Origin of the sequence: Lapillicoccus sp. (assembly GCF_036559105.1) — a bacterium.
Classification (GTDB): domain Bacteria; phylum Actinomycetota; class Actinomycetes; order Actinomycetales; family Dermatophilaceae; genus Lapillicoccus.
Window position 1 is genome coordinate 110,326 of sequence record NZ_DATBTV010000015.1, and the last position, 24,785, is coordinate 135,110.

37 protein-coding genes are annotated in these 24,785 nt (G+C 69.2%); 36 read left to right on the forward strand and 1 reads right to left on the reverse strand.

All coding sequences use genetic code 11. From position 1 onward, the window contains the following. Window positions 1-20: 20 nt before the first annotated feature. The 36 genes from VIG79_RS02180 to map all read left to right on the forward strand — a co-directional run bounded on the left by VIG79_RS02180 (window position 21) and on the right by map (window position 24,255). Window positions 21-680 (forward strand): class I SAM-dependent methyltransferase, encoded by a 660-nt coding sequence (locus tag VIG79_RS02180; RefSeq protein ID WP_331881541.1) that lies wholly within the window; start codon window positions 21-23, stop codon window positions 678-680. Continuing rightward, window positions 677-1,405 carry a glycosyltransferase family 2 protein gene (locus VIG79_RS02185; RefSeq protein WP_331881544.1) on the forward strand — a complete coding sequence of 243 codons (729 nt, stop codon included), beginning with the start codon at window positions 677-679 and terminating at the stop codon, window positions 1,403-1,405. The genes VIG79_RS02180 and VIG79_RS02185 overlap by 4 nt, the downstream gene beginning before the upstream one ends. A gap of 10 nt (window positions 1,406-1,415) precedes the next feature. Next, window positions 1,416-1,940, forward strand: coding sequence for a hypothetical protein (locus VIG79_RS02190; RefSeq protein WP_331881546.1), 525 nt, complete (start codon window positions 1,416-1,418; stop codon window positions 1,938-1,940). 438 nt (window positions 1,941-2,378) lie between these two features. After that, a complete protein-coding gene (gene rpsL / locus VIG79_RS02195; protein WP_331881548.1) occupies window positions 2,379-2,753 on the forward strand; it encodes a 30S ribosomal protein S12 in 375 nt (124 codons plus the stop codon). Beyond that, entirely contained in the window at window positions 2,753-3,223 is a 471-nt protein-coding gene (gene rpsG / locus VIG79_RS02200) for a 30S ribosomal protein S7 (protein WP_331881551.1), read from the forward strand. The genes rpsL and rpsG overlap by 1 nt, the downstream gene beginning before the upstream one ends. 131 nt (window positions 3,224-3,354) lie before the next feature. Beyond that, complete coding sequence (gene fusA / locus VIG79_RS02205) at window positions 3,355-5,457, forward strand: elongation factor G (RefSeq protein ID WP_331881554.1); 2,103 nt, start codon at window positions 3,355-3,357, stop codon at window positions 5,455-5,457. 123 nt (window positions 5,458-5,580) lie between these two features. Next, window positions 5,581-6,777 (forward strand): elongation factor Tu, encoded by a 1,197-nt coding sequence (gene tuf, locus VIG79_RS02210; RefSeq protein ID WP_331881556.1) that lies wholly within the window; start codon window positions 5,581-5,583, stop codon window positions 6,775-6,777. Window positions 6,778-6,855: 78 nt separating this feature from the next. Beyond that, a complete protein-coding gene (locus tag VIG79_RS02215; RefSeq protein WP_331881558.1) occupies window positions 6,856-7,920 on the forward strand; it encodes an alpha/beta fold hydrolase in 1,065 nt (354 codons plus the stop codon). 79 nt (window positions 7,921-7,999) lie between these two features. Next, window positions 8,000-8,689 carry a class I SAM-dependent methyltransferase gene (locus tag VIG79_RS02220; protein ID WP_331881560.1) on the forward strand — a complete coding sequence of 230 codons (690 nt, stop codon included), beginning with the start codon at window positions 8,000-8,002 and terminating at the stop codon, window positions 8,687-8,689. A 24-nt stretch (window positions 8,690-8,713) separates the two neighbouring features. Then, window positions 8,714-10,012, forward strand: coding sequence for a M18 family aminopeptidase (locus VIG79_RS02225; RefSeq protein WP_331881562.1), 1,299 nt, complete (start codon window positions 8,714-8,716; stop codon window positions 10,010-10,012). Between the two features lie 4 nt (window positions 10,013-10,016). Further along, a complete protein-coding gene (locus tag VIG79_RS02230; RefSeq protein ID WP_331881564.1) occupies window positions 10,017-10,424 on the forward strand; it encodes a VOC family protein in 408 nt (135 codons plus the stop codon). Continuing rightward, a complete protein-coding gene (tsaA, locus tag VIG79_RS02235; protein ID WP_331881566.1) occupies window positions 10,414-10,848 on the forward strand; it encodes a tRNA (N6-threonylcarbamoyladenosine(37)-N6)-methyltransferase TrmO in 435 nt (144 codons plus the stop codon). Before VIG79_RS02230 ends, tsaA begins: the two co-directional genes overlap by 11 nt. A 325-nt stretch (window positions 10,849-11,173) precedes the next feature. Next, on the forward strand, window positions 11,174-11,482 hold the full coding sequence (rpsJ, locus tag VIG79_RS02240; protein WP_019146773.1) for a 30S ribosomal protein S10: 309 nt from the start codon (window positions 11,174-11,176) through the stop codon (window positions 11,480-11,482). A 10-nt stretch (window positions 11,483-11,492) separates the two neighbouring features. Next, complete coding sequence (gene rplC / locus VIG79_RS02245; RefSeq protein ID WP_331881581.1) at window positions 11,493-12,176, forward strand: 50S ribosomal protein L3; 684 nt, start codon at window positions 11,493-11,495, stop codon at window positions 12,174-12,176. Between the two features lies 1 nt (window position 12,177). Continuing rightward, entirely contained in the window at window positions 12,178-13,107 is a 930-nt protein-coding gene (gene rplD / locus VIG79_RS02250; RefSeq protein WP_331881584.1) for a 50S ribosomal protein L4, read from the forward strand. Then, a complete protein-coding gene (gene rplW / locus VIG79_RS02255) occupies window positions 13,104-13,403 on the forward strand; it encodes a 50S ribosomal protein L23 (RefSeq protein ID WP_331881587.1) in 300 nt (99 codons plus the stop codon). Before rplD ends, rplW begins: the two co-directional genes overlap by 4 nt. Before the next feature lie 30 nt (window positions 13,404-13,433). Beyond that, window positions 13,434-14,270, forward strand: a complete 837-nt coding sequence (rplB, locus tag VIG79_RS02260) for a 50S ribosomal protein L2 (protein WP_331881590.1) — start codon at window positions 13,434-13,436, stop codon at window positions 14,268-14,270. A gap of 16 nt (window positions 14,271-14,286) precedes the next feature. Beyond that, the gene (gene rpsS, locus VIG79_RS02265) at window positions 14,287-14,568 is read left to right on the forward strand and encodes a 30S ribosomal protein S19 (protein ID WP_009775961.1); all 282 of its coding nucleotides are present in this window, start codon (window positions 14,287-14,289) and stop codon (window positions 14,566-14,568) included. After that, window positions 14,568-15,047: a 50S ribosomal protein L22 gene (rplV, locus tag VIG79_RS02270; protein WP_331881600.1), complete on the forward strand. Its 480-nt coding sequence runs from the start codon at window positions 14,568-14,570 to the stop codon at window positions 15,045-15,047. Before rpsS ends, rplV begins: the two co-directional genes overlap by 1 nt. Beyond that, complete coding sequence (rpsC, locus tag VIG79_RS02275) at window positions 15,047-15,895, forward strand: 30S ribosomal protein S3 (RefSeq protein ID WP_331881602.1); 849 nt, start codon at window positions 15,047-15,049, stop codon at window positions 15,893-15,895. The genes rplV and rpsC overlap by 1 nt, the downstream gene beginning before the upstream one ends. Window positions 15,896-15,897: 2 nt before the next feature. Beyond that, on the forward strand, window positions 15,898-16,317 hold the full coding sequence (rplP, locus tag VIG79_RS02280) for a 50S ribosomal protein L16 (protein ID WP_331881604.1): 420 nt from the start codon (window positions 15,898-15,900) through the stop codon (window positions 16,315-16,317). Continuing rightward, the gene (gene rpmC, locus VIG79_RS02285) at window positions 16,317-16,664 is read left to right on the forward strand and encodes a 50S ribosomal protein L29 (RefSeq protein ID WP_331881606.1); all 348 of its coding nucleotides are present in this window, start codon (window positions 16,317-16,319) and stop codon (window positions 16,662-16,664) included. The genes rplP and rpmC overlap by 1 nt, the downstream gene beginning before the upstream one ends. Continuing rightward, complete coding sequence (gene rpsQ / locus VIG79_RS02290; RefSeq protein ID WP_331881609.1) at window positions 16,661-16,948, forward strand: 30S ribosomal protein S17; 288 nt, start codon at window positions 16,661-16,663, stop codon at window positions 16,946-16,948. The genes rpmC and rpsQ overlap by 4 nt, the downstream gene beginning before the upstream one ends. Continuing rightward, window positions 16,945-17,313 (forward strand): 50S ribosomal protein L14, encoded by a 369-nt coding sequence (gene rplN / locus VIG79_RS02295; protein ID WP_331881611.1) that lies wholly within the window; start codon window positions 16,945-16,947, stop codon window positions 17,311-17,313. The genes rpsQ and rplN overlap by 4 nt, the downstream gene beginning before the upstream one ends. A gap of 3 nt (window positions 17,314-17,316) precedes the next feature. After that, on the forward strand, window positions 17,317-17,697 hold the full coding sequence (gene rplX, locus VIG79_RS02300) for a 50S ribosomal protein L24 (RefSeq protein ID WP_331881614.1): 381 nt from the start codon (window positions 17,317-17,319) through the stop codon (window positions 17,695-17,697). Continuing rightward, the gene (gene rplE, locus VIG79_RS02305; protein ID WP_331881617.1) at window positions 17,697-18,278 is read left to right on the forward strand and encodes a 50S ribosomal protein L5; all 582 of its coding nucleotides are present in this window, start codon (window positions 17,697-17,699) and stop codon (window positions 18,276-18,278) included. Before rplX ends, rplE begins: the two co-directional genes overlap by 1 nt. 1 nt (window position 18,279) lies before the next feature. Beyond that, a complete protein-coding gene (locus tag VIG79_RS02310; protein ID WP_331881620.1) occupies window positions 18,280-18,465 on the forward strand; it encodes a type Z 30S ribosomal protein S14 in 186 nt (61 codons plus the stop codon). An 88-nt stretch (window positions 18,466-18,553) separates the two neighbouring features. Then, a complete protein-coding gene (gene rpsH / locus VIG79_RS02315) occupies window positions 18,554-18,952 on the forward strand; it encodes a 30S ribosomal protein S8 (protein WP_331881623.1) in 399 nt (132 codons plus the stop codon). 12 nt (window positions 18,953-18,964) lie between these two features. Continuing rightward, window positions 18,965-19,504: a 50S ribosomal protein L6 gene (gene rplF / locus VIG79_RS02320; RefSeq protein ID WP_331881626.1), complete on the forward strand. Its 540-nt coding sequence runs from the start codon at window positions 18,965-18,967 to the stop codon at window positions 19,502-19,504. A 3-nt stretch (window positions 19,505-19,507) separates the two neighbouring features. Next, on the forward strand, window positions 19,508-19,894 hold the full coding sequence (rplR, locus tag VIG79_RS02325; RefSeq protein WP_331881629.1) for a 50S ribosomal protein L18: 387 nt from the start codon (window positions 19,508-19,510) through the stop codon (window positions 19,892-19,894). A 46-nt stretch (window positions 19,895-19,940) separates the two neighbouring features. Then, window positions 19,941-20,618, forward strand: coding sequence for a 30S ribosomal protein S5 (gene rpsE, locus VIG79_RS02330; RefSeq protein WP_331881631.1), 678 nt, complete (start codon window positions 19,941-19,943; stop codon window positions 20,616-20,618). Then, window positions 20,618-20,800 carry a 50S ribosomal protein L30 gene (rpmD, locus tag VIG79_RS02335; RefSeq protein ID WP_331881634.1) on the forward strand — a complete coding sequence of 61 codons (183 nt, stop codon included), beginning with the start codon at window positions 20,618-20,620 and terminating at the stop codon, window positions 20,798-20,800. Before rpsE ends, rpmD begins: the two co-directional genes overlap by 1 nt. A gap of 2 nt (window positions 20,801-20,802) precedes the next feature. Then, window positions 20,803-21,294: a 50S ribosomal protein L15 gene (gene rplO / locus VIG79_RS02340; protein ID WP_331881636.1), complete on the forward strand. Its 492-nt coding sequence runs from the start codon at window positions 20,803-20,805 to the stop codon at window positions 21,292-21,294. Between the two features lie 222 nt (window positions 21,295-21,516). Further along, window positions 21,517-22,833, forward strand: coding sequence for a preprotein translocase subunit SecY (gene secY / locus VIG79_RS02345; protein ID WP_331881639.1), 1,317 nt, complete (start codon window positions 21,517-21,519; stop codon window positions 22,831-22,833). Beyond that, entirely contained in the window at window positions 22,830-23,405 is a 576-nt protein-coding gene (locus VIG79_RS02350; protein WP_331881642.1) for an adenylate kinase, read from the forward strand. Before secY ends, VIG79_RS02350 begins: the two co-directional genes overlap by 4 nt. Before the next feature lie 13 nt (window positions 23,406-23,418). Then, window positions 23,419-24,255: a type I methionyl aminopeptidase gene (map, locus tag VIG79_RS02355; protein ID WP_331881645.1), complete on the forward strand. Its 837-nt coding sequence runs from the start codon at window positions 23,419-23,421 to the stop codon at window positions 24,253-24,255. A gap of 10 nt (window positions 24,256-24,265) precedes the next feature. On the opposite strand, the gene VIG79_RS02360 is transcribed toward map, so the two are convergent. After that, entirely contained in the window at window positions 24,266-24,616 is a 351-nt protein-coding gene (locus VIG79_RS02360) for a TA system VapC family ribonuclease toxin (protein WP_331881647.1), read from the reverse strand. Window positions 24,617-24,785: the final 169 nt, after the last annotated feature.

Consider the following 24,785-nt stretch of genomic DNA (forward strand, 5'->3'; position numbering starts at 1 on the left):
GACCGTTGCGAGGAGTGCCCGTGGAGCCCGACGATCCCGGCGCGGGCGCGCCGACTCCGGGGTACTTCGGGACCCGCCTGGCCCACGACCCCAACCGGGTCAAGGTGTGGGAGCACCTGACCGCATACCTGGCCCGGTGGATCGCGCCCGACGCGCGGGTCCTCGAGCTGGGCGCCGGCTGGTGCGACTTCGCCAACCAGGTTCGGGCCGGCGAGGTGGTGGCGCTGGACGCGGACACAACCGTCGAGCGCGCCGCAGGTCCCGGGGTCACCGCAGTGGTCGGCGACTGCACCGACCTGTCGCAGTTCCCGGACGGCCGGTTCGACGTCGTCTTCGCCTCGAACCTCGTCGAGCACCTCGAGCGCGACGCCGTCGACCGGCTGGTCGACGAGAGCCACCGCGTGCTCGCTCCGGGCGGCCGGCTGATTTTGCTCCAGCCCAACTTCCGGTTGGCTCCGGGCCGCTACTTCGACGACTACACCCACGTGTCGATCTGGACCGACCAGTCGCTGGGCGACTTCCTGCGCTCCCGGGGGTGGGCGCTCGAGGCGGTCTTCCCGCGGTTCCTGCCGCTCACGCTGAAGTCGCGCGGTGCCGGGCTGACCTTCCTGGTCCCGTGGTACCTCCGGTCCCCGGTCAAGCCGCTGGCCGGCCAGATGCTCGTGGTCGCCAGTCGATGACCTGGCGCGGCCAGACCCTGTGCGTGGTGCTGCCGACCTACAACGAGCGGGACTCCATCGCCGACTGCATCCGCCGGTTCGAGGCGCTGCCCGAGGTGGACGAGGTGTTGGTGGTCAACAACAACGCCGCGCCGGGAACCTCCGAGGAGGTCGCCACCACGGGCGCCCGCGAGGTGCTGGAGACCCGCCAGGGCTACGGCGCCGCGATCCAGCGCGGGTTGATGGAGTCCGACGCCGACCTCGTCTGCCTGTGCGAGCCGGATGGGACGTTCGACCCCGAGGACCTGCGCAAGCTGCTGGCCTTCATGCCCGAGTGCGACTTCGTCGTCGGGTCCCGGACGGTGGCGACGTTCATCTGGGACGGCGCCAACATGGGCTGGTTCCTCCGGTGGGGCAACTGGGGGGTCGCCAAGTCGGTGGAGGTCCTGCACAACACCACCTCGCTCAGCGACGTGGGCTGCACGTTCCGGGTGATGACCCGCGAGGTGGCTCAGCAGGTGCTCCCGCGCTCCACGGTGAGCGGGTCCGCCTACGGGCTGGAGATGATGCTGCTCGCGGCCATCCTCAGGTTCCGGATGGTCCAGGTCCCGGTGAACTACCGCCCGCGGGTGGGGGTGTCCTCGGTGACCGGTGACCGTCGGCAGACCCTCGTCCTGGGGTCACAGATGGTCGGTCACGTCGTGCGCAGCCGCGTGCGGGCCCGGTCGGTGCGGCGCGAGCCCTAGGCTGACTGACGTGACCGAGCCCGACCCCGCGCCCGAGCCCACCGAGACGTCCGACGTCCCCGGGCCCACCATCGTTCTCACCGAGGTGCCCCTCAAGGACCTGGACGTCACGCGGATCACCGCGTTGCACGAGGGCGACGAACCCGCATACCGGGTGCTCGTCCCGGCCGACACGAAGCGCAACGTGCTCGTGTCCGTCCTCAACCACCTGAGCCTGTTCGAGATGCGCGAGGCGATGGAGTCGCTGAAGCCGATCAACCGCAACTCGGCGCACACCGACGCCGAGGAGACCCTGGCCGAGAGCCTTCGGGTGCTGGATGCGGCCGGTGTCCGGGCGACCGGCGCGATCACCGACGACGACCCGCTGCCGACCCTCGAGGCCGAGGTCGCGCGGATCCGGGCCGGCGAGGTCATCATCGTCACCGAACCGCACGCGGTGCAGGACACCTTCCACACCGACTGGGCCAGCGAGGCGCGCGAACGGCTCGGGGTTCCGGTCCTGCACGTCTACACGGGGGACTGGCGCCTCGGCTGACCGACGGGCCCTGAGGAGACGAGCGAGGACACGAGCGAGGCCCGGAAGAGCCCGCGGAGGTCAGCCAGCGGATCCGGCTGAGCCGCGCCCTCGCTCAGCAATTTGGCCGCCCTCCCGACAGGCGGTAAACTCGGACGCTGTGTCTGGACTCGTCCAGGCACCCGAGCAGGCGTGGGCCGCCTCGAGGATCCGGAACGGGATCGCGAGGCGAACCGGCACCGGCTCACCTTCTCTCGCCGGGCAGTCCACCCGAGGCTCGGGACGGACGCAAGTCCGCGCCGATCACGGGTGGGAAGTGCAGGGGAGAGCGCCACGACCGAGAGCCACCGACACACCCGAACGCGGGGGTCGACGGCCGACGGTGGTGGACACCACCAAGGAGTCCCGGACCGGCTGCGGCCGGCGGGACAGACCGACTAACGACGTACGGAGAACAGGTTGCCCACGATCAACCAGCTGGTCCGCAAGGGTCGCCAGGACAAGGTCAGCAAGACCAAGACCCCGGCTCTGAAGGGCTCGCCCCAGCGACGCGGCGTGTGCACGCGCGTCTACACGACCACCCCCAAGAAGCCGAACTCGGCGCTGCGCAAGGTCGCGCGCGTGAAGCTGACCTCGGGCATCGAGGTCACGGCGTACATCCCCGGTGTCGGCCACAACCTGCAGGAGCACTCGATCGTGCTCGTGCGTGGCGGCCGGGTGAAGGACCTCCCGGGGGTCCGTTACAAGATCGTCCGCGGCTCGCTGGACGCCCAGGGCGTCCGCAACCGCAAGCAGGCCCGTTCCCGTTACGGCGCGAAGAAGGAGAAGAGCTGATGCCTCGCAAGGGACCCGCTCCGAAGCGCCCGCTGGTCGTCGACCCGGTGCACAACAGCCCCCTGGTCACCCAGCTGGTCAACAAGATCCTCCTCGACGGCAAGAAGTCGATCGCGGAGACCATCGTCTACGGCGCCCTCGAGGGTGCCCGCCAGAAGACCGGTACCGACCCGGTCGCCACCCTGAAGCGCGCTCTGGACAACATCAAGCCCTCCATCGAGGTCAAGTCCCGCCGCGTCGGCGGTGCGACCTACCAGGTGCCGATCGAGGTCAAGCCCAACCGGTCCACGACTCTCGCGCTGCGCTGGCTCGTCGGCTACTCGCGGCAGCGCCGTGAGAAGACCATGACCGAGCGCCTCATGAACGAGATCCTCGACGCCAGCAACGGTCTCGGCGCCGCGGTGAAGCGTCGCGAGGACACGCACAAGATGGCCGAGTCCAACAAGGCCTTCGCGCACTACCGCTGGTGACCCCACCGGCGGGTATGCCGGTCCGCACCCCGTGCGACCAGGCATACCGGCCGGCCTCCCAGCGTTGACCTACCCGGCGGTAACCAACCGCGGAGACGTGCACGCCTACAACCTTTGGGAATGAGCAACGAGTGGCACTCGACGTCCTCACGGACCTCACCATGGTCCGCAACATCGGCATCATGGCGCACATCGACGCCGGCAAGACCACGACGACCGAGCGGATCCTCTTCTACACCGGGATCAACTACAAGATCGGCGAGGTCCACGACGGCGCGGCCACGATGGACTGGATGGAGCAGGAGCAGGAGCGCGGCATCACCATCACGTCCGCCGCGACGACGACCTTCTGGAAGAACCACCAGATCAACCTCATCGACACCCCGGGTCACGTCGACTTCACCGTCGAGGTGGAGCGCAACCTGCGCGTCCTCGACGGCGCGGTCGCCGTCTTCGACGGCAAGGAGGGCGTGGAGCCCCAGTCCGAGACGGTGTGGCGTCAGGCCGACAAGTACGTCGTCCCGCGCATCTGCTTCGTCAACAAGATGGACAAGCTCGGCGCGGACTTCTACTTCACCGTGCAGACGATCGTCGACCGCCTCGGCGCGTCGCCGCTGGTCATGCAGCTGCCGATCGGCTCCGAGAGCGAGTTCATCGGTGTCGTCGACCTGCTGACGATGAAGGCCTTCGTCTGGCGCGGGGAGACCAAGCTCGGTGAGGACTACACCATCGAGGACATCCCGGCCGACCTGCAGGCGAAGGCGGAGCAGTACCGCCACGAGCTCGTCGAGCGGGTCGCCGAGAGCGACGACCACCTCATGGAGAAGTACCTCGAGGGCGAGGAGCTCACCGTTGCCGAGCTCCAGGCCGGCGTGCGCGCCATCACGATCGCCGGCGAGGTCAACCCGGTGTTCTGCGGGACCGCGTTCAAGAACAAGGGTGTCCAGCCGATGCTCGACGCCGTGATCGCCTACCTGCCGTCCCCGCTCGACGTCCCCCCGATGATCGGCCACAAGCCGGGCGACGAGGAGACCGAGATCACCCGAGCGCCGTCCACGACGGAGCCGTTCTCGGCGCTGGCGTTCAAGATCGCGTCGCACCCGTTCTTCGGCAAGCTCACCTACATCCGGGTCTACTCGGGCGAGGTGTCCTCCGGGGCCGCGGTCGTCAACTCGACCAAGGGCAAGAAGGAGCGCATCGGCAAGATCTTCCAGATGCACTCCAACAAGGAGAACCCCGTCGACCGGGCGTCGGCCGGACACATCTACGCGGTCATCGGTCTCAAGGACACGACGACCGGCGAGACGCTGTGCGACGCTGCCAACCCGATCGTGCTCGAGTCGATGACCTTCCCGGACCCCGTGATCTCGGTGGCCATCGAGCCGAAGACCAAGGGTGACCAGGAGAAGCTCGGCACGGCGATCCAGAAGCTGGCGGAGGAGGACCCGACCTTCCAGGTCCAGCAGGACGAGGAGACCGGCCAGACCATCATCAAGGGGATGGGCGAGCTCCACCTCGACATCCTGGTCGACCGGATGCGTCGCGAGTTCCGCGTCGAGGCCAACGTCGGCAAGCCCCAGGTGGCCTACCGCGAGACGATCCGCCGGACCGTCGAGAAGCTCGAGTACATCCACAAGAAGCAGACGGGTGGCTCGGGGCAGTACGCCAAGGTGCAGGTGACCATCGAACCCCTGGACACGTCCGAGGGCGAGCTCTACGAGTTCGAGAACAAGGTCACCGGTGGCCGCATCCCGCGGGAGTACATCCCGTCGGTCGACCACGGCATCCAGGACGCCATGCAGTACGGCGTGCTCGCGGGCTACCCGCTCGTGGGTCTCAAGGCCACGCTGCTCGACGGCGGGTACCACGACGTCGACTCGTCCGAGATGGCGTTCAAGATCGCCGGCTCCATGGTGCTCAAGGACGCGGTCCGCAAGGCCGACCCGGTTCTCCTCGAGCCGGTCATGGCCGTCGAGGTGCGTACGCCCGAGGAGTACATGGGCGACGTCATCGGTGACCTCAACAGCCGCCGTGGACACATCCAGGCCATGGAGGACATCAGCGGCGCGAAGATCGTCCGCAGTCTCGTCCCCCTGTCGGAGATGTTCGGCTACGTCGGCGACCTGCGGTCGAAGACCCAGGGCCGGGCCAACTACTCCATGCAGTTCGACTCCTACGCCGAGGTTCCCAAGAACGTCGCCGAGGAGATCATCAAGAAGACCCGGGGCGAGTGAGGGAAACCCGGGCTCCCGGGTTCCCGTAGGCTGTCCCACCGAAAACCAAGACCAAACCAGCACGCCACGTCCCCGCCATAGGTCGCACGGCGTAGTACAGAAGAAGTCCTGAGGAGGACCACAGTGGCGAAGGCAAAGTTCGAGCGGACCAAGCCGCACGTCAACATCGGCACCATCGGTCACATCGACCACGGCAAGACGACGCTGACGGCTGCGATCTCGAAGGTCCTGCACGACAAGTTCCCCACGCTGAACCCCCAGTTCGCGTTCGACGACATCGACAAGGCGCCTGAGGAGAAGCAGCGCGGTATCACCATCTCCATCGCGCACATCGAGTACCAGACGGAGTCGCGTCACTACGCGCACGTCGACTGCCCGGGTCACGCCGACTACGTGAAGAACATGATCACGGGTGCGGCGCAGATGGACGGTGCGATCCTCGTGGTCGCGGCCACCGACGGCCCGATGCCGCAGACGCGCGAGCACGTGCTCCTGGCCCGCCAGGTCGGCGTCCCCTACATCGTCGTGGCGCTCAACAAGGCCGACATGGTCGATGACGAGGAGATCCTGGAGCTCGTCGAGCTCGAGGTCCGCGAGCTGCTCTCGTCCTACGAGTTCCCGGGCGACGACCTTCCGGTCGTGCGCGTCTCAGCGCTCAAGGCGCTCGAGGGCGACGCCGAGTGGGGCGCCAGCGTGCTCGAGCTCATGGACGCGGTCGACACCGCGATCCCGGAGCCGGAGCGTGAGGTCGACAAGCCGTTCCTCATGCCCGTCGAGGACGTCTTCACCATCACCGGTCGCGGCACGGTCGTCACCGGCCGCATCGAGCGCGGCATCCTCAAGGTCAACGAGGAGGTCGAGATCGTCGGCATCCACACCGGCCCGCCGGCCAAGACGACGGTCACCGGCGTCGAGATGTTCCGCAAGCTCCTCGACGAGGGTCGTGCGGGCGAGAACGTCGGTCTGCTCCTGCGTGGCACGAAGCGTGAGGACGTCGAGCGCGGCCAGGTCATCGCCAAGCCGGGCTCGATCACCCCGCACACGAACTTCGACGCGAACGTCTACATCCTGTCCAAGGACGAGGGTGGCCGGCACACGCCGTTCTACGACAACTACCGTCCGCAGTTCTACTTCCGCACCACCGACGTCACCGGGGTCGTCAAGCTCCCCGACGGCACCGAGATGGTCATGCCGGGCGACAACACCGAGATGTCGGTCGAGCTCATCCAGTCGATCGCCATGGAGGAGGGTCTCCGCTTCGCGATCCGCGAGGGGGGCCGTACCGTCGGCGCCGGCCGGGTCACCAAGATCACCAAGTGACCTGACGCACCACGCGAGAAGGGCCCCGAGGCGACACGCCTCGGGGCCCTTCCGGGCGTTCGGGCCTATTCTCCGGTCGTGGAGCAGGAGATCCGGTTCACGACGGCGACCGGTTCGCGGGTGGCCTGGGCGACCTCCGGTTCGCCGACGCTGCCGACCCTCGTCGTCGGGGGATGGTGGTGCAGCCACCTCGAGCTGGACTGGCAGAACGCCGCGTTCCGCGCCTTCGCGGAGCGGCTGGCGACCCGGTTCCGGGTGGTCCGGTACGACCGGCCCGGTACCGGGCTCTCGGACCGGGACGTGCCGCCACCGCCGGACCTGGACGAGGAGATCGCGGTCCTCGACGCGGTCGTGCGAGCGGCAACGGTGTACGCGCCCGCACGCAGCGAGGCCGGCGTCCTGCTCCTCGGGGTCTCGTCGGGCAGCTGCGTGGCGGTCCGGTATGCGGCGACCCACCCCGAGCGCGTCCGGCGGCTCGCCCTCTACGGCAGCTACGCCGACGGACACGACCTCGCGCCCGAAGCGGCCCGCCGGTCGTTGACCTCGGTGGTCGCGGCTCACTGGGGGATTGGGTCGCGGGTGCTCGCCGACCTGTTCCTGCCCGGCGCCGGCCCCGACGAGCGCGACGCGTTCGCCCGGTTCCAGCGGCTCAGCGCCAGCGCGGAGACGGCGGCGGCCTCACTGGCCTCGGTGTACGCCATGGACGTCCGCCAGGACCTGCGCGAGGTGACCGCGCCCACGCTGGTGGTCCACCGCCGCGACGACCACACCATTCCCGCGACGCTCGGCCGGGAGGTCGCGGCCGGTGTCCCGGGCGCCACCTTCGTCCCCCTCGAGGGCGTCGACCACCTGCCGTGGCGCGGCGACGCCGTCTCGGTGGTCCGTGCCGTCTCCGAGTTCCTCGCCGACGGCGCGGCGGTCCAGCCGGACCGACCGTTGTCGCCCGAGCTCGCCTCGCTGTCCGAGCGAGAGGTGGAGGTCCTGCGGCTGGTCGCCGCCGGACACTCCGACGACGAGATCGCGGGTCGCCTGGTCCTCAGCCCGCACACCGTGCATCGCCACGTCGCGAACATCCGCACGAAGCTGGGTCTCACCTCCCGGGCGGCCGCGGCGGCGGCCGCGGCCCGCGGCGGTCTGGTCTGACTGGCCCGAGTGGGCCATCCGACGGGATGGCCGGTCCTCGCGATGCGGGGGTGGGCCGCCGGCGGGTGAACTGGGAGGCATGAGCACTCCTGCCGGCGCCACCCGCGCCACCCGCGCCACCGCGTCCCCGACCACCCACCACGAGTCCGCCTGGGGGGTCGTGGGCGCGCACATCTACGACGCGTTCATCGCCCTCGGTGAGCAGCGCGGCATGGCCGCGCGCCGTGCCGCGCTGCTGGCGGACGCCGAAGGCACCGTCCTCGAGATCGGTGCCGGTACCGGCACCAACGTCGCCGCATACCCTCCCGTCGACCGGCTGGTCCTCACCGAGCCCGCCGCGACGATGCGGGGGATCCTGGCTCGCCGCGTCGCGCGCGAGGGGTCCGACGCCACCGTCATCGACGCCGGCGCCGAGGCCCTGCCCGTCCCGACGGCGAGCGTCGACACCGTCGTCTCGACGATGGTCCTCTGCACCGTCCCGGACGTCGACGCGGCGGTGGCCGAGGTCGCGCGGGTCCTGAAGCCGGGCGGCCGGCTGCTGTTCATCGAGCACGTCCACTCGCCCGCCGGGTCGCCGCTGCGGCGCTGGCAGGACCGGCTGGCCGAGCCGTGGGCGGCGTTCGCGATGGGCTGCCGCTGCGACCGCGACATCGTCGGGGCACTGCGTCACCACCTGGATATCGAGGAGGTCCACGAGGACCGCTGGCTCGGGATGCCGCCCGTCGTCCGGCCCCTCGTCATGGGGGCGGCCACCCCGAGGAAGCACTGACGCTCGACCCCTACAGTGGCGCGCATGGCGCTCCCCGACACCGACGACGCCGTCCAGGGCCTCATCGACTTCGTCGACGCGTCACCGTCACCGTTCCACGCGGCCCGCACCGCAGCCCGGCTGCTCGAGGCCGAGGGATTCGTGGCGGTCGACGAGACCGAGCCGTTCCCCACGGAGCCGGGCCGTCACTACCTCGTCCGAGGCGGCTCCCTGGTGGCGTGGTCGACACAGGACCGGCCACGCCGCCCGGTGCGGTCGTTCCGGGTCGTCGGGGCGCACACCGACAGTCCGAACCTGCGCATCAAGCCGAACCCCGACCACGCCCGCGCCGGCTGGCAGCTGCTGGGCGTCGAGTCCTACGGAGGGCCGCTGCTGGCGTCCTGGCTGGACCGCGACCTCGGCCTCTCGGGACGCGTGGCGGTGCGCGGGCCGAACGGCACGGAGGCGCGACTGTTCCTCGCCGACGAGCCGCTCCTGCGCGTCTCCGAGCTGGCCATCCACCTCAGCGAGCCGCCGAAGACGACGCTGACCCTCAACGTGCAGCAGCACCTCGCGCCGGTCTGGGGCCTGGGTGCGCTGCCCGGCGACTTCCGGGCCTGGTTGGGGGAGCAGGTCGACGCGGGCGCCGAGGACGTCCTCGCGTGGGACGCCATGACGCACGTCGTCGAGCCCTCGCGGCGGATCGGGCGCAACGCCGAGCTGGTCGCGGCGTCGCGGCTGGACAACCAGCTGACCTGCTACGCGGCCGTCGCCGCCCTGCTGGCCGCCACCCCGGCGGACTCCCCGCATACCCCCGTCCTGGTGCTCTTCGACCACGAGGAGGCCGGCAGCCAGTCCGACCGCGGCGCCCTGTCAACCCTGCTGCCCAGCGTCCTCGAGCGCGTCGTCTCGTCCAACGGCGGCAGCCGCGAGGACTACTGGCGCGCCCTGGCCCGCACCGTCGTCGCGTCCGGCGACACCGCGCACGCCACCCACCCGAACTACCCCGACCGGCATGAGCCGCAGCACCTGATCGCCATCGACGGCGGCCCGGTCCTCAAGGTCAACACCTCGCTCCGGTATGCGACGGACAGCCTCGGCGCCGCCGCCTTTACCCTCGCCTGCGAGCAGGCCGGGGTACCGATGCAGCGCTACGTCGTCCGCAGCGACCTGCCCTCGGGCAGCACGATCGGACCGATGACGGCGGCGCAGACCGGCGCGACGACGGTGGACTTCGGAGCGCCGATCCTCTCGATGCACAGCAGTCGCGAGCTCTGCGCGGTGGTCGAACCGGCGAGGTATGCCGCGGCCCTTGCGGCCTTCCTCGCGCCCGGCGCAGAGTGAGGACATGGCCACAGTGGGAGTGCGCTACATCGTCGACGACGTCGACGCAGCGCTCGAGTTCTACACGGGACGGCTGGGGTTCGATGAGGTCATGCACCCGGCCCCGACGTTCGCCATGGTGTCGCGGGGTGACTTGCGGCTGGCCCTCAGTGCCCCCAGCAGCCGTGGCGGCGGTGGACAGGTTCTCGCGGACGGGAGTGTGCCGACACCGGGCGGGTGGAACCGGATCCAGCTCGAGGTGGACGACGTCCGAGCGCTGGCCGACGAGCTGAGGACGGCTGGGGCGACCCTGCGCAGCGACGTGGTCGAGGGCGTGGGCGGCGACCAGCTGATCGTGGAGGACCCGGCCGGGAACCCGGTCGAGCTCTTCCAGCCCACGGTCGACCAAGCCCGGCTGCAGCGTGGGACCTGAGGCCGGGACCAGCCTCCAGTCGTACGAGCTGCGGGTGCTCGGCTACGTCCGGAGCCCGCTGACCGACCCCGCCGACGCTCCCCGTCAGGGCGACGAGGGAGCCCCGGACGCGGTCCTCGAGCTGGACCCGGCGGTCCAGGACGCCATGGCCGGGCTCGTGCCGGGCGACGAGGTCGTCGTGGTCACCTGGCTGCACCTCGGCGACCGCACGACCCTGGCGGTCCATCCGCGCGGCGACACCAGCCGGCCGGTGACCGGCGTGTTCGCGACCCGGTCGCCGGACCGGCCGAACCCGATCGGGCTGCACCGGTGCCGCGTCCTGGCGCTCGACGGCGCCCGGCTCATGGTCAGTGGGCTGGAGGCGGTGGACGGAACGCCGGTCGTCGACGTCAAGATCGTGCTCGACGCAGTGGGGGACCGCTGACGCGGATTTGAACCGACCCCACCCGCTCTGGCACACTAGGGAAGTTGCTTGACGCGCGGTGCCGGCCGGTCGATGAGACCAGTCGGTGTCGCCGCCCCTTGTCGGACTCAGTCCGGACACCACGTGTGGCCCGAGGGAAGCGCAGGCACCCGGGTAACCGGGAACTTCGGTTCGAGACCCGACGTCGGGCACGAGAGTGCCAGCCGTCGAACCGCGGAGCGGGCGCGACACACCCGAGCGCGGGGGTCGGGACCTCCCCCACGGGGAACCACGCAGACCACACACGACCACAGCAGTTGTCCGGCGAGAGAGAGACCAGATCCAGATGGCGGGACAGAAGATCCGCATCCGACTGAAGTCGTATGACCACGAGGTCATCGACAGCTCGGCGCGCAAGATCGTCGACACGGTGACCCGTGCCGGCGCGACGGTGGTCGGCCCGGTGCCGCTGCCCACGGAGAAGAACGTGTTCGTCGTCATCCGGTCGCCGCACAAGTACAAGGACTCCCGCGAGCACTTCGAGATGCGCACCCACAAGCGCCTCATCGACATCATCGACCCGACCCCCAAGGCGGTCGACTCGTTGATGCGTCTCGACCTGCCGGCGGACGTCAACATCGAGATCAAGCTCTGAGGATCCAGCGATGACCAACACCATTGAGAGGACCGTCAAGGGCGTCCTCGGCGAGAAGCTCGGCATGACCCAGGTCTGGGACGATGCCGGCCGCCTGGTGCCCGTGACCGTCATCAAGGCCGGGCCCTGCGTGGTCACCCAGGTCCGTGACGGTGACACCGACGGCTACGGCGCGGTCCAGATCGCCTACGGCGAGATCGACCCCCGCAAGGTCAACAAGCCCATGAAGGGCCACTTCGAGAAGGCCGGGGTCACCCCTCGCCGCCACCTGGTCGAGCTGCGCACGGCGGACGCCGGCGACTACAGCCTCGGCCAGGAGGTCACCGTCGAGGCGTTCGAGGCGGGCCAGCTCGTCGACGCGAGCGGCACCACCAAGGGCAAGGGCTTCGCCGGTGTCATGAAGCGCCACGGCTTCCACGGCGTCTCCTCGTCCCACGGCGCCCACAAGAACCACCGCAAGCCCGGCTCGATCGGCGGCTGCTCCACTCCGGGCCGCGTCTTCAAGGGCATGCGGATGGCCGGCCGGATGGGTGGCGAGCGTCAGACCACCCAGAACCTCACCGTCCACGCCGTCGACGCCGACAAGGGCCTGCTGCTCGTCAAGGGCGCCGTTCCCGGCCCCCGCGGCGGGATCGTTCTCGTCCGGACCGCGGCCAAGGCCGCGCCGGCCCTCACCGGTACGAAGGGAGCCTGATATGTCCTCGACGTCAGCCGTCACGACCGTCAAGGCCGATCTCCCCGCTGAGTTCCCGGAGATCTTCAATGTCCAGACCAACGTCCCCCTCATCCACCAGGTCGTCGTCGCCCAGCTCGCGGCCGCCCGTCAGGGCACGCACTCGACGAAGACCCGCGGTGAGGTCCGTGGTGGTGGCGCCAAGCCGTACCGCCAGAAGGGCACCGGCCGCGCCCGTCAGGGTTCGACCCGCGCGCCGCAGTTCACCGGTGGCGGGGTCGTCCACGGCCCGACGCCGCGCGACTACTCGCAGCGGACGCCCAAGAAGATGAAGGCCGCCGCCCTGCGTGGCGCCCTGTCCGACCGGGCCCGTCACGACCGCGTTCACGTCATCGACGCGCTCGTCTCCGGCGCCGTTCCCTCCGCCAAGCAGGCGTGGGCGGGGCTGTCCGAGCTGACCAGCCGTCCGAACCTGCTCCTCGTGCTCGAGCGCGGCGACGAGGTGTCGTGGAAGAGCGCGCGCAACCTCGAGGGCGTCCACGTCCTCGCGGCCGACCAGCTCAACACCTACGACGTCCTCTGCGCCGACGACGTGGTCTTCACCCAGGGCGCGTTCGACGCGTTCGTCACGGCGGCCACGGCCACCCGCAAGCCGGGCACCGTCGCCACCCCGGCTGACCAGCCGGTCGACGCGCCGTCTGACCAGCGGGTCGCCGTCGCGGACGCCACCGACGGTGGGTACGGACCGGACTCGGCCGCAGCGCTCGAGGACGGCTCAGCGCCGGCGGGCTTCGACATCAAGGGCAACGCCGACTCGATGAAGTACCACCAGCCCGGTGGCCAGTGGTACGACGCGACGATCGCTGAGGTCTGGTTCCGGACGGCCGACGCCGCCGAGGCCGCCGGCTTCACCGAGGCCGGCCACACGCAGGACAGTGAGGACGGCAAGTGAGCATCCACATCAAGGACCCGCGCGACATCCTCATCGCCCCGGTCGTCTCGGAGAAGTCCTACGGCCTTCTCGACGAGGGCAAGTACACGTTCCTCGTCGACCCCCGGTCGAACAAGACGGAGATCAAGATCGCCATCGAGCAGGTCTTCAACGTCAAGGTCGACTCGGTCCACACGATGAACCGCAAGGGCAAGACGCGGCGCACCCGCTTCGGCGTCGGCAAGCGCAAGGACACCAAGCGCGCCATCGTCACGCTCCGCGAGGGTTCCATCGACATCTTCGGCGCGGGCGCCTGACCGGCCCAGGGAAGACACAGGGACAGACACATGGCTATTCGCAAGTACAAGCCGACCACCCCGGGCCGTCGTGGCTCGTCGGTCGCCGACTTCGTCGAGGTCACTCGGACCACGCCGGAGAAGTCGCTGGTCCGTCCGCTCAGTAAGAGCGGCGGCCGCAACAACGCCGGCCGGATCACCACCCGTCACATCGGTGGTGGCCACAAGCGCGCCTACCGCGTCATCGACTTCCGTCGCCACGACAAGGACGGCGTGCCGGCCAAGGTCGCGCACATCGAGTACGACCCCAACCGCACCGCGCGGATCGCGCTGCTGCACTACGCCGACGGCGAGAAGCGCTACATCCTCGCGCCGAACCGGCTGAAGCAGGGCGACACCGTCGAGAACGGTCCGTCGGCCGACATCAAGCCGGGCAACAGCCTGCCGCTGCGCAACATCCCGACGGGTACCACCGTGCACGCCATCGAGCTGAAGCCGGGCGGTGGCGCCAAGATCGCCCGCTCGGCCGGTTCGAAGGTCCAGCTCGTCGCCAAGGACGGCCCCTACGCCCAGCTGCGTATGCCGTCCGGCGAGATCCGCAACGTCGACCTGCGCTGCCGCGCCACGGTCGGCGAGGTGGGCAACGCCGAGCAGAGCAACATCAACTGGGGCAAAGCCGGCCGTATGCGGTGGAAGGGCAAGCGCCCGACCGTCCGTGGTGTCGCCATGAACCCCGTCGACCACCCCCATGGCGGTGGCGAGGGCAAGACCTCCGGTGGTCGCCACCCGGTCAGCCCGTGGGGACAGGCCGAGGGCCGTACCCGCCGTCCGCACAAGCCGAGCGACAAGCTCATCGTCCGTCGCCGTCGTTCCGGCAAGAAGCGCTGAGGAGCCCTGAACCACCATGCCTCGTAGCCTCAAGAAGGGCCCCTTCATCGACGACCACCTTCAGAAGAAGGTGGATGTCCAGAACGAAGCGGGCACCAAGAACGTCATCAAGACCTGGTCGCGTCGGTCGGTCATCAGCCCCGACATGCTCGGTCACACCCTCGCCGTCCACGACGGCCGCAAGCACGTCCCGGTGTTCGTCACCGAGTCGATGGTCGGCCACAAGCTCGGCGAGTTCGCTCCGACGCGGACCTTCAAGGGTCACGTCAAGGACGACAAGAAGGGACGTCGTCGCTGATGCCCGCCGCAACCATCGACACCGACGTGACGCTGACGCGCGCCTCCGCGCGCCACGTCCGCGTCACGCCGCAGAAGGCGCGCCGTGTCGTCGACCTCATCCGTGGCAAGCAGGCCACGGAGGCCGTCGCCGTGCTTCGGTTCGCGCCGCAGGCCGCGTCCGAGCCGATCCGCAAGGTGCTCGAGAGCGCCATCGCCAACGCTCGGGTCTCCGCTGACCGCAACTCCGAGGCCTTCGACGAGCGCACCCTGGTCATCCAGTCCGTGTTCGTCGACGAGGGCCCCACGATGAAGCGGTTCCGGCCGCGCGCCCAGGGCCGCGCCTCGCGGATCAACAAGCGCACCAGCCACATCACCGTCATCGTCGCCCCGACCGGCAAGGCCTCCGAGCCCCAGCCGCGTCGCGGCGCCACAAAGACCAAGAGTGCCGCAAAGGGCGCCGCGAAGAAGTCCACCGCACGTCAGGGAGGGACCCGCTGATGGGTCAGAAGGTCAACCCGCACGGGTTCCGTCTCGGTATCACCACCGAGCACGTGAGTCGCTGGTTCGCAGACTCCACCAAGGAGGGTCAGCGGTACCGCGACTTCGTCAAGGAGGACGTCGCGATCCGCAAGCTCATGGCGACCGGCATGGAGCGCGCCGGCATCTCCCGCGTGGAGATCGAGCGCACCCGTGACCGCGTCCGCGTCGACATCCACACCGCCCGGCCGGGCATCGTCATCGGCCGTCGCGGCGCGGAGGCCGACCGCATCCGTGGCGAGCTCGAGAAGCTCACGGGCAAGCAGGTGCAGCTGAACATCCTCGAGGTCAAGAACCCCGAGGTCGACGCGCAGCTGGTCGCCCAGGGCATCGCCGAGCAGCTCGCTGCCCGCGTGTCGTTCCGTCGCGCCATGCGCAAGGGCATGCAGTCCGCCCAGCGCGCCGGCGCCAAGGGCATCCGGGTCCAGTGCTCCGGTCGTCTCCAGGGCGCGGAGATGTCGCGTTCGGAGTTCTACCGTGAGGGTCGGGTCCCGCTGCACACGCTGCGCGCCAACATCGACTACGGCTTCTACGAGGCCCGCACGACGTTCGGCCGCATCGGCGTGAAGGTCTGGATCTACAAGGGCGACGTCACCGCTCGCGAGCTCGCGCAGCAGCAGGCGGCGGCGCCGCGTGCCCCGCGTGGCCCGCGTCGCGACGGCCCAGACCGTATGGACCGCCCGACCCGCGCCCGCCGTTCCGACCGCGACGCTCCCGAGTCGGCGCCGGCCGCGGCCACCGCCGAGACCACCGAGGCTCCCGCTCAGGCCCCCGAGGCCACCGCGGCGGCCCAGAATGAGCAGGCCTGACCATGTTGATTCCCCGTCGAGTCAAGCACCGTAAGCAGCACCACCCGGGTCGCTCGGGCGCTGCCACCGGTGGTACCCGGATCGCCTTCGGTGACTACGGCATCCAGGCCCTCGAGCCTGCCTACGTCACCAACCGGCAGATCGAGTCCGCGCGTATCGCGATGACCCGTTACATCAAGCGTGGCGGAAAGGTCTGGATCAACATCTACCCGGACCGTCCCCTCACCAAGAAGCCGGCCGAGACCCGCATGGGTTCCGGTAAGGGTTCGCCGGAGTGGTGGATCGCCAACGTCAAGCCCGGTCGCGTCATGTTCGAGCTCTCGGGTGTGACCGAGCCCGTCGCCCGCGAGGCGATGCGCCTGGCCATGCACAAGCTGCCTATGAAGTGCCGTTTCGTCCAGCGTGAGGGTGGTGACATCTGATGGCCGTTGGAACCAAGGACCTCGCGTCCGACAACCTGCGCGGGTTCGACGACAACCGCCTGGTCGACGAGCTGAAGAAGGCCAAGGAGGAGCTGTTCAACCTCCGCTTCCAGTCGGCCACCGGCCAGCTGGACAACCACGGTCGGCTGCGCGCCGTCCGCAAGGACATCTCCCGGATCTACACCGAGATGCGCGAGCGCGAGCTCGGTATCGGACTGCCCCCTGCCAAGCAGGTGGCCGTGGTCGAGCCGGCGAAGGACGCCAAGGCGGACAAGAAGGCGAAGAAGGCCGACAAGGCTGACAAGGCTGACAAGAAGTCGAAGAAGAAGACCGAGGACGAGTCATGAGCGAGCAGGACACCGCGAACGCGGCCGCCCAGGAGCGGAGCCACCGCAAGACGCGGCAGGGCTACGTCGTCAGCGACAAGATGGACAAGACCGTGGTCGTCGAGGTCGAGGACCGCGTGAAGCACGCGCTCTACGGCAAGGTCCTGCGGCGCAGCAGCAAGATCAACGTCCACGACGAGGCCAACGCGGCCGGCGTCGGTGACCGTGTCCTCATCATGGAGACGCGCCCGCTCTCGGCCACGAAGCGCTGGCGCGTCGTGGAGATTCTGGAGAAGGCCAAGTGATCCAGCAGGAGTCGCGACTCCGGGTCGCCGACAACACGGGTGCGAAGGAGATCCTCTGCATCCGGGTGCTCGGCGGGTCCGGTCGCCGGTATGCCGGGATCGGTGACACCATCGTCGCCACCGTTAAGGACGCCATCCCCGGCGGCAACGTCAAGAAGGGCGACGTCGTCAAGGCCGTCATCGTGCGCACCGTCAAGGAGCGCCGCCGGCCGGACGGCTCCTACATCAAGTTCGACGAGAACGCCGCCGTCATCCTCAAGCCCGACGGCGACCCCCGTGGTACCCGCATCTTCGGCCCCGTCGGCCGCGAGCTGCGGGACAAGCGGTTCATGAAGATCATCTCGCTCGCACCGGAGGTGCTCTGACTCATGTCGAAGACAGCAACCCACTCGATGCGTATCAAGAAGGGTGACCTCGTCCAGGTCATCTCGGGCCGCAGCCAGAAGAACGGCGGCGACCGGGGCAAGCAGGGCAAGGTCATCGCGGTGTACCCCGACACCCAGCGTGTCCTCGTCGAGGGCATCAACCGGGTCACCAAGCACGAGAAGGCCGGCGCGTCCGCTCGCGGCACCCGGACCGGTGGCCTCATCCACACCGAGGCCCCGATCCACGTGAGCAACGTGGCGGTCGTGGACCCCGACTCGAAGAAGCCGACGCGGATCAAGACCCGCGTCGAGACCGTGGAGCGCGACGGTCGGCAGAAGGCCAGCCGCATCCGCGTGGCCGTGCGCTCCGGTAAGGACCTGTGATGACCGCAACCGCCACGGAGACGACGGAGACCCGTACCTCCCCGCGCCTCAAGCAGCGCTACCGCGACGAGATCAAGCCGGCCCTGCGTGACCAGTTCTCCTACGGGAACGTCATGCAGATCCCCGGGGTCGTCAAGGTCGTCGTCAACATGGGCGTCGGGGACGCCGCCAAGGACAGCAAGCTCATCGAGGGCGCCGTGCGCGACCTCGGGGCGATCACCGGCCAGAAGCCGATCGTCACCAAGGCCCGCAAGTCGATCGCCCAGTTCAAGCTGCGCGAGGGGATGCCGATCGGTGCCCACACGACGCTGCGCGGCGACCGGATGTGGGAGTTCCTCGACCGCCTCGTCACCATCGCGCTCCCGCGTATCCGTGACTTCCGCGGCCTGTCGCCGAAGCAGTTCGACGGCAACGGCAACTACACCTTCGGTCTCACCGAGCAGTCGATGTTCCACGAGATCGACCAGGACCGTATCGACCGCGTCCGCGGCATGGACATCACCGTCGTGACGACGGCCAAGAACGACGACGAGGGTCGGGCCCTGCTCAAGGCGCTCGGCTTCCCCTTCAAGGAGAACTGACATGGCGAAGACCGCCCTCGTCAACAAGGCGAACGCGACCCCGAAGTTCAAGGTCCGCGGCTACACGCGCTGCCAGCGCTGCGGCCGCCCGCACTCCGTCTACCGCAAGTTCGGCCTGTGCCGGATCTGCCTGCGGGAGATGGCCCACCGCGGCGAGCTCCCCGGCGTCACCAAGTCGTCCTGGTAACCCACTCACTCATTACAAACACCGAAGGTCACCCCGCATACGAAGGTATGCGTGGTGAAACCGCGGTGAGGAAGGGCCTGAAGCCCACATGACTATGACCGACCCGATTGCGGACATGTTGACCCGCGTCCGGAACGCCAACTCGGCGCACCACGACGACGTCTCCATGCCGTTCTCGAAGCTCAAGTCCCACATCGCCGAGATCCTCCAGGCCGAGGGCTACATCGCCGGCTGGAAGGTCGAGGACGCCGAGGTCGGCAAGACGCTGACCATCGACCTCAAGTACGGCCCGAACCGCGAGCGCTCCATTGCCGGTGTGCGTCGCGTGTCCAAGCCGGGTCTGCGGGTCTACGCCAAGTCGACGAACCTGCCCAAGGTGCTCGGCGGCCTCGGCGTGGCCATCATCTCGACGTCGTCCGGTCTGTTGACCGACCGGCAGGCCGCTTCGAAGGGTGTAGGCGGGGAAGTCCTCGCCTACGTCTGGTAAGGGGAAGCTGACATGTCGCGTATCGGACGACTTCCGGTCACCGTGCCCTCGGGCGTCGACGTGACCATCGACGGCCAGGCCGTCACCGTCAAGGGCCCCAAGGGCTCGCTCAGCCTGACGGTCCCGGAGCCCATCTCCGTGGACCGCAGCGACGGGGGAGCGGTCGAGGTCAAGCGCCCCAACGACGAGCGCGAGGCGCGCTCGCTGCACGGCCTGACCCGCTCGCTCATCAACAACATGGTCGTCGGCGTCACCGACGGCTACGAGAAGAAGCTGGAGATCCACGGCACCGGGTACCGCGTGGCCAACCAGGGCGGAAACCTCGTGTTCTCGCTCGGCTACAGCCACCAGATCACCGTGGAGGCCCCGCAGGGCATCGCCTTCGCCGTCGAGAACCCCACCCGATTCTCGGTGCAGGGCATCGACAAGCAGCAGGTCGGCGAGGTCGCTGCCAACATCCGCAAGCTGCGCAAGCCGGACCCGTACAAGGGCAAGGGCGTGCGGTACGCGGGCGAGCAGATCCGCCGCAAGGTCGGAAAGGCCGGGAAGTAAGTCATGGCAGTCAACATCAACGGCGTCATCAAGCGCGGCAAGAGCAAGGCCGCCGCGCGCATCCGTCGCCAGGTGCGCGGTCGCAAGCGCATCAACGGCACGACCGAGCGTCCGCGCCTGGTCGTCTCGCGCTCGAGCCGTCACCTGTTCGTCCAGGTCGTCGACGACACCCAGGGGCGCACCCTGGTCTCCGCGTCGACGATGGAGGCCGACCTGCGCTCCTTCGACGGTGACAAGACCGCCAAGGCGAAGAAGATCGGCGAGCTCGTGGCCGAGCGGGCCAAGCAGGCCGGCGTCGAGGCGGTTGTCTTCGACCGCGGCGGCAACAAGTACCACGGTCGGGTCGCGGCGATCGCCGACGGTGCCCGCGAAGGAGGGCTCTCCCTGTGAGCCACACGCACACGCCTACGAACACTGTTGAGATGAGGACCATCTGATGCCCGGACCACAGCGTCGAGGCACCGGCCCGGCCACCGCCGGCGGCGACCGGCCCGAGCGCCGGGGCGGTCGTGACGGTCAGAGCGGCCGTGGCGGTCGCGACTCCCGCGACTCCGGTGAGAAGAGCCAGTACATCGAGCGGGTCGTGACGATCAACCGCGTCGCCAAGGTCGTCAAGGGTGGCCGTCGCTTCAGCTTCACCGCCCTCGTCGTCGTCGGCGACGGTGATGGCACGGTGGGCGTCGGCTACGGCAAGGCCAAGGAGGTGCCCGCGGCGATCGCCAAGGGTGTCGAGGAGGCCAAGAAGGCGTTCTTCAGCGTCCCGCGTATCCAGGGCACCATCCCGCACCCCGTCCAGGGTGAGGCGGCGGCCGGTGTCGTCATGCTGCGCCCGGCGTCGCCCGGTACCGGTGTCATCGCCGGTGGCCCGGTCCGCGCCGTGCTCGAGTGCGCCGGCATCCACGACGTCCTCAGCAAGTCGCTCGGGTCGAGCAACGCCATCAACATCGTCCACGCGACGGTCGAGGCGCTGCGCAGCCTGGAGCGTCCGGAGGCCGTCGCCGCCCGTCGTGGGCTGAGCCTGGAGGACGTCGCCCCCGCGGCGATGCTCCGCGCCCAGGCCGCCGGCCGTGCGGAGCGGGCCGACAAGGCCGCCCTCGCCGGAGCGGGGTCCTGATGCCACGGCTCAAAGTGACCCAGACCCGATCCGAGATCGGCGGCAAGCGCAACCACCGCGAGACGTTGCGCAGCCTCGGTCTCAAGCGCATCGGTGACGTCGTCGTCAAGGAGGACCGCCCGGAGATCCGGGGCATGGTCCGCACCGTGACGCACCTCGTCGCCATGGAAGAGGTGGAGTGACCATGGCTGACAAGGCTGTGAAGGCCGACAAGGCCGAGACGAAGACCGAGGGCACGACCCTCAAGGTGCATCACCTGCGCCCGGCACCGGGGGCCCGCACGGCCAAGACCCGCGTCGGTCGTGGCGAGGGTTCCAAGGGCAAGACCGCCGGTCGCGGCACCAAGGGCACCAAAGCCCGCTACCAGGTGCCCGAGCGGTTCGAGGGTGGCCAGATGCCGCTGCACATGCGGCTGCCGAAGCTGCGCGGGTTCACCAACCCGTTCCGCGTCGAGTACCAGGTCGTCAACCTCGACCGCCTCTCGGCGCTCTACCCCGACGGCGGCGACGTGACCGTCGACGACCTCGTGGCGAAGGGCGCCGTCCGCGACGGCCGTCCCGTCAAGGTGCTCGGCACCGGCGAGATCGACGTCAAGGTCAACGTGACGGTCGACAAGTTCTCCGGCTCCGCCAAGGAGAAGATCGAGGCGGCCGGCGGTTCGGCCACGACCGTCTGACCGGTCCGTACTCTCTGACGGACCGACCACCTCGCAGGTATGCGGACGGCCGGCACCCCAACGTGGGGGCCGGCCGCACGCATACCGGGGTTCTCCCGCAGGGTATTCTCTGCGGGTTGGGCCACCGGGTGACCGGGGCGCCCGTCAGAACCACCAGCACCACCAGCAACAGCGGCAACTAGAGGTCGTCACGGCAGGAGCCGGCGCCTCCCAGGAGGATCAGTGCTCTCGGCCTTCGTTCGGGCGTTCAAGACGCCCGACCTGCGCAAGAAGCTGCTGTTCACGCTCTTCATCATCGCCATCTACCGGCTGGGTACCGCGGTGCCGACCCCGGGCGTGGCCTACACCAAGGTGCGCGAATGCCTCTCCGGCGCCGACCCCCAAGCAGGGTTCATCGGCCTGGCGAACCTCTTCAGCGGCGGTGCACTGCTCCAGCTGTCGATCTTCGCGCTGGGGATCATGCCGTACATCACGGCGAGCATCATCGTGCAGCTGCTCACCGTCGTCATCCCCCGGTTCGAGGCCCTCAAGAAGGAGGGCCAGTCCGGGCAGACCAAGCTCACGCAGTACACCCGCTACCTGACCATCGGTCTCGCGGTCCTGCAGAGCTCGACGCTGATCACCTTCGCGCGGAACCCGCAGCAGATCTTCGGCCCCTCGTGCACGTCGATCCTCACCGACGACACCATGCCGACCATCGTCATCATGGTGCTCACGCTGACCGCCGGCACCGGCCTGATCATGTGGATGGGCGAGCTGCTCACCGACCGCGGCATCGGCAACGGCATGTCGGTCCTCATCTTCACGTCCATCGCCTCGGGCTTCCCGGGCTCGCTGTGGGCGATCCAGCAGAAGGACGGCCGCTGGGACGTCTTCATCGGCATCATCCTGCTGGGCTTCGTCATCATGGCCCTGGTCATCTTCGTCGAGCAGTCCCAGCGCCGGGTCCCGGTGCAGTATGCGAAGCGGCAGGTCGGCCGCCGGATGTACGGCGGCAGCTCGACCTACATCCCGCTCAAGGTCAACATGGCCGGCGTCATCCCGGTCATCTTCGCCAGCTCGCTGCTGTCGCTGCCGGCCCTCGTCGCCCAGTTCAACCAGCCGAAGGACGGCTCGCCGCCGGCCGCATGGGCCCAGTGGGTCCAGGACAACCTCACTCGGGGCGACCACTGGATCTACATGCTCCTGTACGTCGCGCTGATCCTCTTCTTCACCTTCTTCTACGTCTCGATCACGTTCAACCCGACCGAGGTCGCGGACAACATGAAGAAGTACGGCGGCTTCATCCCCGGCATCCGCGCCGGCCGCCCCACCGCGGAGTACCTCGACTACGTCCTCACCCGGATCACCGTGCCCGGTGCGCTGTACCTCGCCGTGATCTCCCTCATCCCGCTCATCGCCCTCGTGGCGGTCGGGGCGAACCAGAACTTCCCGTTCGGCGGCACGTCGATCCTCATCATCGTCGGCGTCGGCCTCGAGACGGTGAAGCAGATACAGGCTCAGCTCCAGCAGCGGCACTACGAAGGGTTCTTGCGGTGAAGCGACTGATCATCATGGGCCCCCCCGGCGCGGGCAAGGGGACTCAGGCCGTCCGCATCGCCGAGCGGTTCGGGATCCCGGCGATCTCGACCGGCGACATCTTCCGCAGCAACATCAAGGACGGCACCGAGCTCGGCCGGCAGGTCGAGGCCATCCTCAAGTCCGGCGGCTACGTGCCGGACGAGATGACCAACGCGATCGTCCAGGACCGGCTCGGCTGGGTCGACGCCGCCCCGGGGTTCCTCCTCGACGGGTACCCGCGGACGCCGGGCCAGGTCGAGTTCCTCGACCGGGTGCTGGCCGCTCACGACCATGCCCTCGACGGAGTCATCGAGCTCACCGTCGACGAGGACGCCGTCGTCTCCCGGCTCCTCAAGCGGGCCGAGACCGAGGGCCGGGCCGACGACACCGAAAAGGTCATTCGCGAGCGGATGGCGATCTACCGCAAGGAGACGGCGCCGATCATCGCGCTCTACGACCAGCAGGGCGTCCTGGTGAAGATCGACGGCATGGGTACGGTCGACGAGGTGACCGAGCGGGTCTCCAAGGCCATCGAGAGCATGACCGGCTGAGCCGGCCTACCTGATGTTCCGCCGCTCCCAGACCCCAGGCCGGACCGCCGACCAGCTGCTGCTCATGCGGCGAGCCGGCCTCCTCGTCGGGCAGACCCTCGAGATGCTCCGCGGTGAGGTGCGTCCGGGCGTGAGCACGCTGGCGCTGGACGCCCTGGCCGAGGACTTCATCCGGTCGCACGGCGGGATCCCGAACTTCCAGCTCGTCCCCGGCTACGCGCATACCCTCTGCACGAGCGTCAACGACGAGGTGGTCCACGGCATCCCGTCGTCGTCCCGGGTTCTTCATGAGGGCGACCTGGTGTCGGTCGACTGTGGCGCCGAGCTCGAGGGCTGGAACGGCGACGCCGCCTTCTCGGCCGTCGTCGGCGGGAGCGACGCCGCTCGCCCGGAGGACCTGCGCCTCATCGACCTCACCGAGGACGCCCTCTGGGCCGGCATCACCGCACTGGTCGTCGGTGGCCGCCTGTATGCGGTGGGCGAGTCGGTCGAGGCGAGCATCGAGTCCGCGGGTGCCGCCGACGGACGCGAGTACGGGATCATCGAGGAGTACGTCGGGCACACGATCGGGCGGTCCATGCACGAGGACCCGCAGATCCCCAACTACGCGGTGCGCGACAAGGGCCCGACCGTGCGCGCCGGGTTCACCGGAGCGATCGAGCCGATGGTGACCCTCGGCTCCCCGTCGACCCGGGTTCTCGCCGACGACTGGACGGTCGCCACCACCGACGGGTCCCGGGCGGCGCACTGGGAGCACTCGGTGGCCGTGACCGAAGCCGGCCTCACGGTGCTGACCGCTGTCGACGGCGGTGCCGCCCGGCTGGGCGACGCCTACGTCGCTCTCGACTGACCGCCGGACGTCAGGCCGCCCGCGGGTCGACGATCCGCAGCCCCGGGAAGCGCCGGAACCTGCGGTCAGTCGTCACGAGGGTGGCGTCATGGTCGACCGCGAGGGCCGCGAGACAGGCGTCGGGGATGTCGTTGCCGGCGAGTCGGAGGTCGCTGACGAACTCGTGAAAGAGGGGCCAGTGCCGCGAGGAGGGGACGACGACCGACGTCTGCGGGTCGTCGAGGAGAGACCGGGTGAAGTCCAGCACCTCTCGGGGCGAGGAGGGAGTCCCCATGATCCGGGGATGGGTGGCGATGCGTACCACCGAGGCCAGCACCGCCGTGCTGAGCGCCAGGTGCTTAGACGAGGACGTTGACGTCAGGTAGCAGCACGGTCATGGAGTCGGTGCCAGGCCGTCGACCAGATCCATGATCGCGTGGCGATCCTCGAGATCGACACCAGGTCGCAGTCCAGGCGTCGACGGCACGAACGTCGGCCACTGCTCCCGAAACCTCGTCCGGGCCGCCTGCTGGTCGAGATGCGCGCGCAAC

Excerpts from the sequence above, each read along its gene's own strand:
- VIG79_RS02185 (WP_331881544.1), top strand. The coding sequence starts at position 677 with ATGACCTGGCGCGGCCAGACCCTGTGCGTGGTGCTGCCGACCTACAAC.
- rpsG (WP_331881551.1), top strand. The coding sequence starts at position 2,753 with ATGCCTCGCAAGGGACCCGCTCCGAAGCGCCCGCTGGTCGTCGACCCG.
- VIG79_RS02220 (WP_331881560.1), top strand. The coding sequence starts at position 8,000 with ATGAGCACTCCTGCCGGCGCCACCCGCGCCACCCGCGCCACCGCGTCC.
- VIG79_RS02225 (WP_331881562.1), top strand. The coding sequence starts at position 8,714 with ATGGCGCTCCCCGACACCGACGACGCCGTCCAGGGCCTCATCGACTTC.
- VIG79_RS02230 (WP_331881564.1), top strand. The coding sequence starts at position 10,017 with ATGGCCACAGTGGGAGTGCGCTACATCGTCGACGACGTCGACGCAGCG.
- rpsJ (WP_019146773.1), top strand. The coding sequence starts at position 11,174 with ATGGCGGGACAGAAGATCCGCATCCGACTGAAGTCGTATGACCACGAG.
- rplC (WP_331881581.1), top strand. The coding sequence starts at position 11,493 with ATGACCAACACCATTGAGAGGACCGTCAAGGGCGTCCTCGGCGAGAAG.
- rplD (WP_331881584.1), top strand. The coding sequence starts at position 12,178 with ATGTCCTCGACGTCAGCCGTCACGACCGTCAAGGCCGATCTCCCCGCT.
- rplB (WP_331881590.1), top strand. The coding sequence starts at position 13,434 with ATGGCTATTCGCAAGTACAAGCCGACCACCCCGGGCCGTCGTGGCTCG.
- rpsS (WP_009775961.1), top strand. The coding sequence starts at position 14,287 with ATGCCTCGTAGCCTCAAGAAGGGCCCCTTCATCGACGACCACCTTCAG.
- rplV (WP_331881600.1), top strand. The coding sequence starts at position 14,568 with ATGCCCGCCGCAACCATCGACACCGACGTGACGCTGACGCGCGCCTCC.
- rpsC (WP_331881602.1), top strand. The coding sequence starts at position 15,047 with ATGGGTCAGAAGGTCAACCCGCACGGGTTCCGTCTCGGTATCACCACC.
- rplP (WP_331881604.1), top strand. The coding sequence starts at position 15,898 with ATGTTGATTCCCCGTCGAGTCAAGCACCGTAAGCAGCACCACCCGGGT.
- rpmC (WP_331881606.1), top strand. The coding sequence starts at position 16,317 with ATGGCCGTTGGAACCAAGGACCTCGCGTCCGACAACCTGCGCGGGTTC.
- rpsQ (WP_331881609.1), top strand. The coding sequence starts at position 16,661 with ATGAGCGAGCAGGACACCGCGAACGCGGCCGCCCAGGAGCGGAGCCAC.
- rplX (WP_331881614.1), top strand. The coding sequence starts at position 17,317 with ATGTCGAAGACAGCAACCCACTCGATGCGTATCAAGAAGGGTGACCTC.
- rplE (WP_331881617.1), top strand. The coding sequence starts at position 17,697 with ATGACCGCAACCGCCACGGAGACGACGGAGACCCGTACCTCCCCGCGC.
- VIG79_RS02310 (WP_331881620.1), top strand. The coding sequence starts at position 18,280 with ATGGCGAAGACCGCCCTCGTCAACAAGGCGAACGCGACCCCGAAGTTC.
- rpsH (WP_331881623.1), top strand. The coding sequence starts at position 18,554 with ATGACTATGACCGACCCGATTGCGGACATGTTGACCCGCGTCCGGAAC.
- rplF (WP_331881626.1), top strand. The coding sequence starts at position 18,965 with ATGTCGCGTATCGGACGACTTCCGGTCACCGTGCCCTCGGGCGTCGAC.
- rplR (WP_331881629.1), top strand. The coding sequence starts at position 19,508 with ATGGCAGTCAACATCAACGGCGTCATCAAGCGCGGCAAGAGCAAGGCC.
- rpsE (WP_331881631.1), top strand. The coding sequence starts at position 19,941 with ATGCCCGGACCACAGCGTCGAGGCACCGGCCCGGCCACCGCCGGCGGC.
- rpmD (WP_331881634.1), top strand. The coding sequence starts at position 20,618 with ATGCCACGGCTCAAAGTGACCCAGACCCGATCCGAGATCGGCGGCAAG.
- rplO (WP_331881636.1), top strand. The coding sequence starts at position 20,803 with ATGGCTGACAAGGCTGTGAAGGCCGACAAGGCCGAGACGAAGACCGAG.
- map (WP_331881645.1), top strand. The coding sequence starts at position 23,419 with ATGTTCCGCCGCTCCCAGACCCCAGGCCGGACCGCCGACCAGCTGCTG.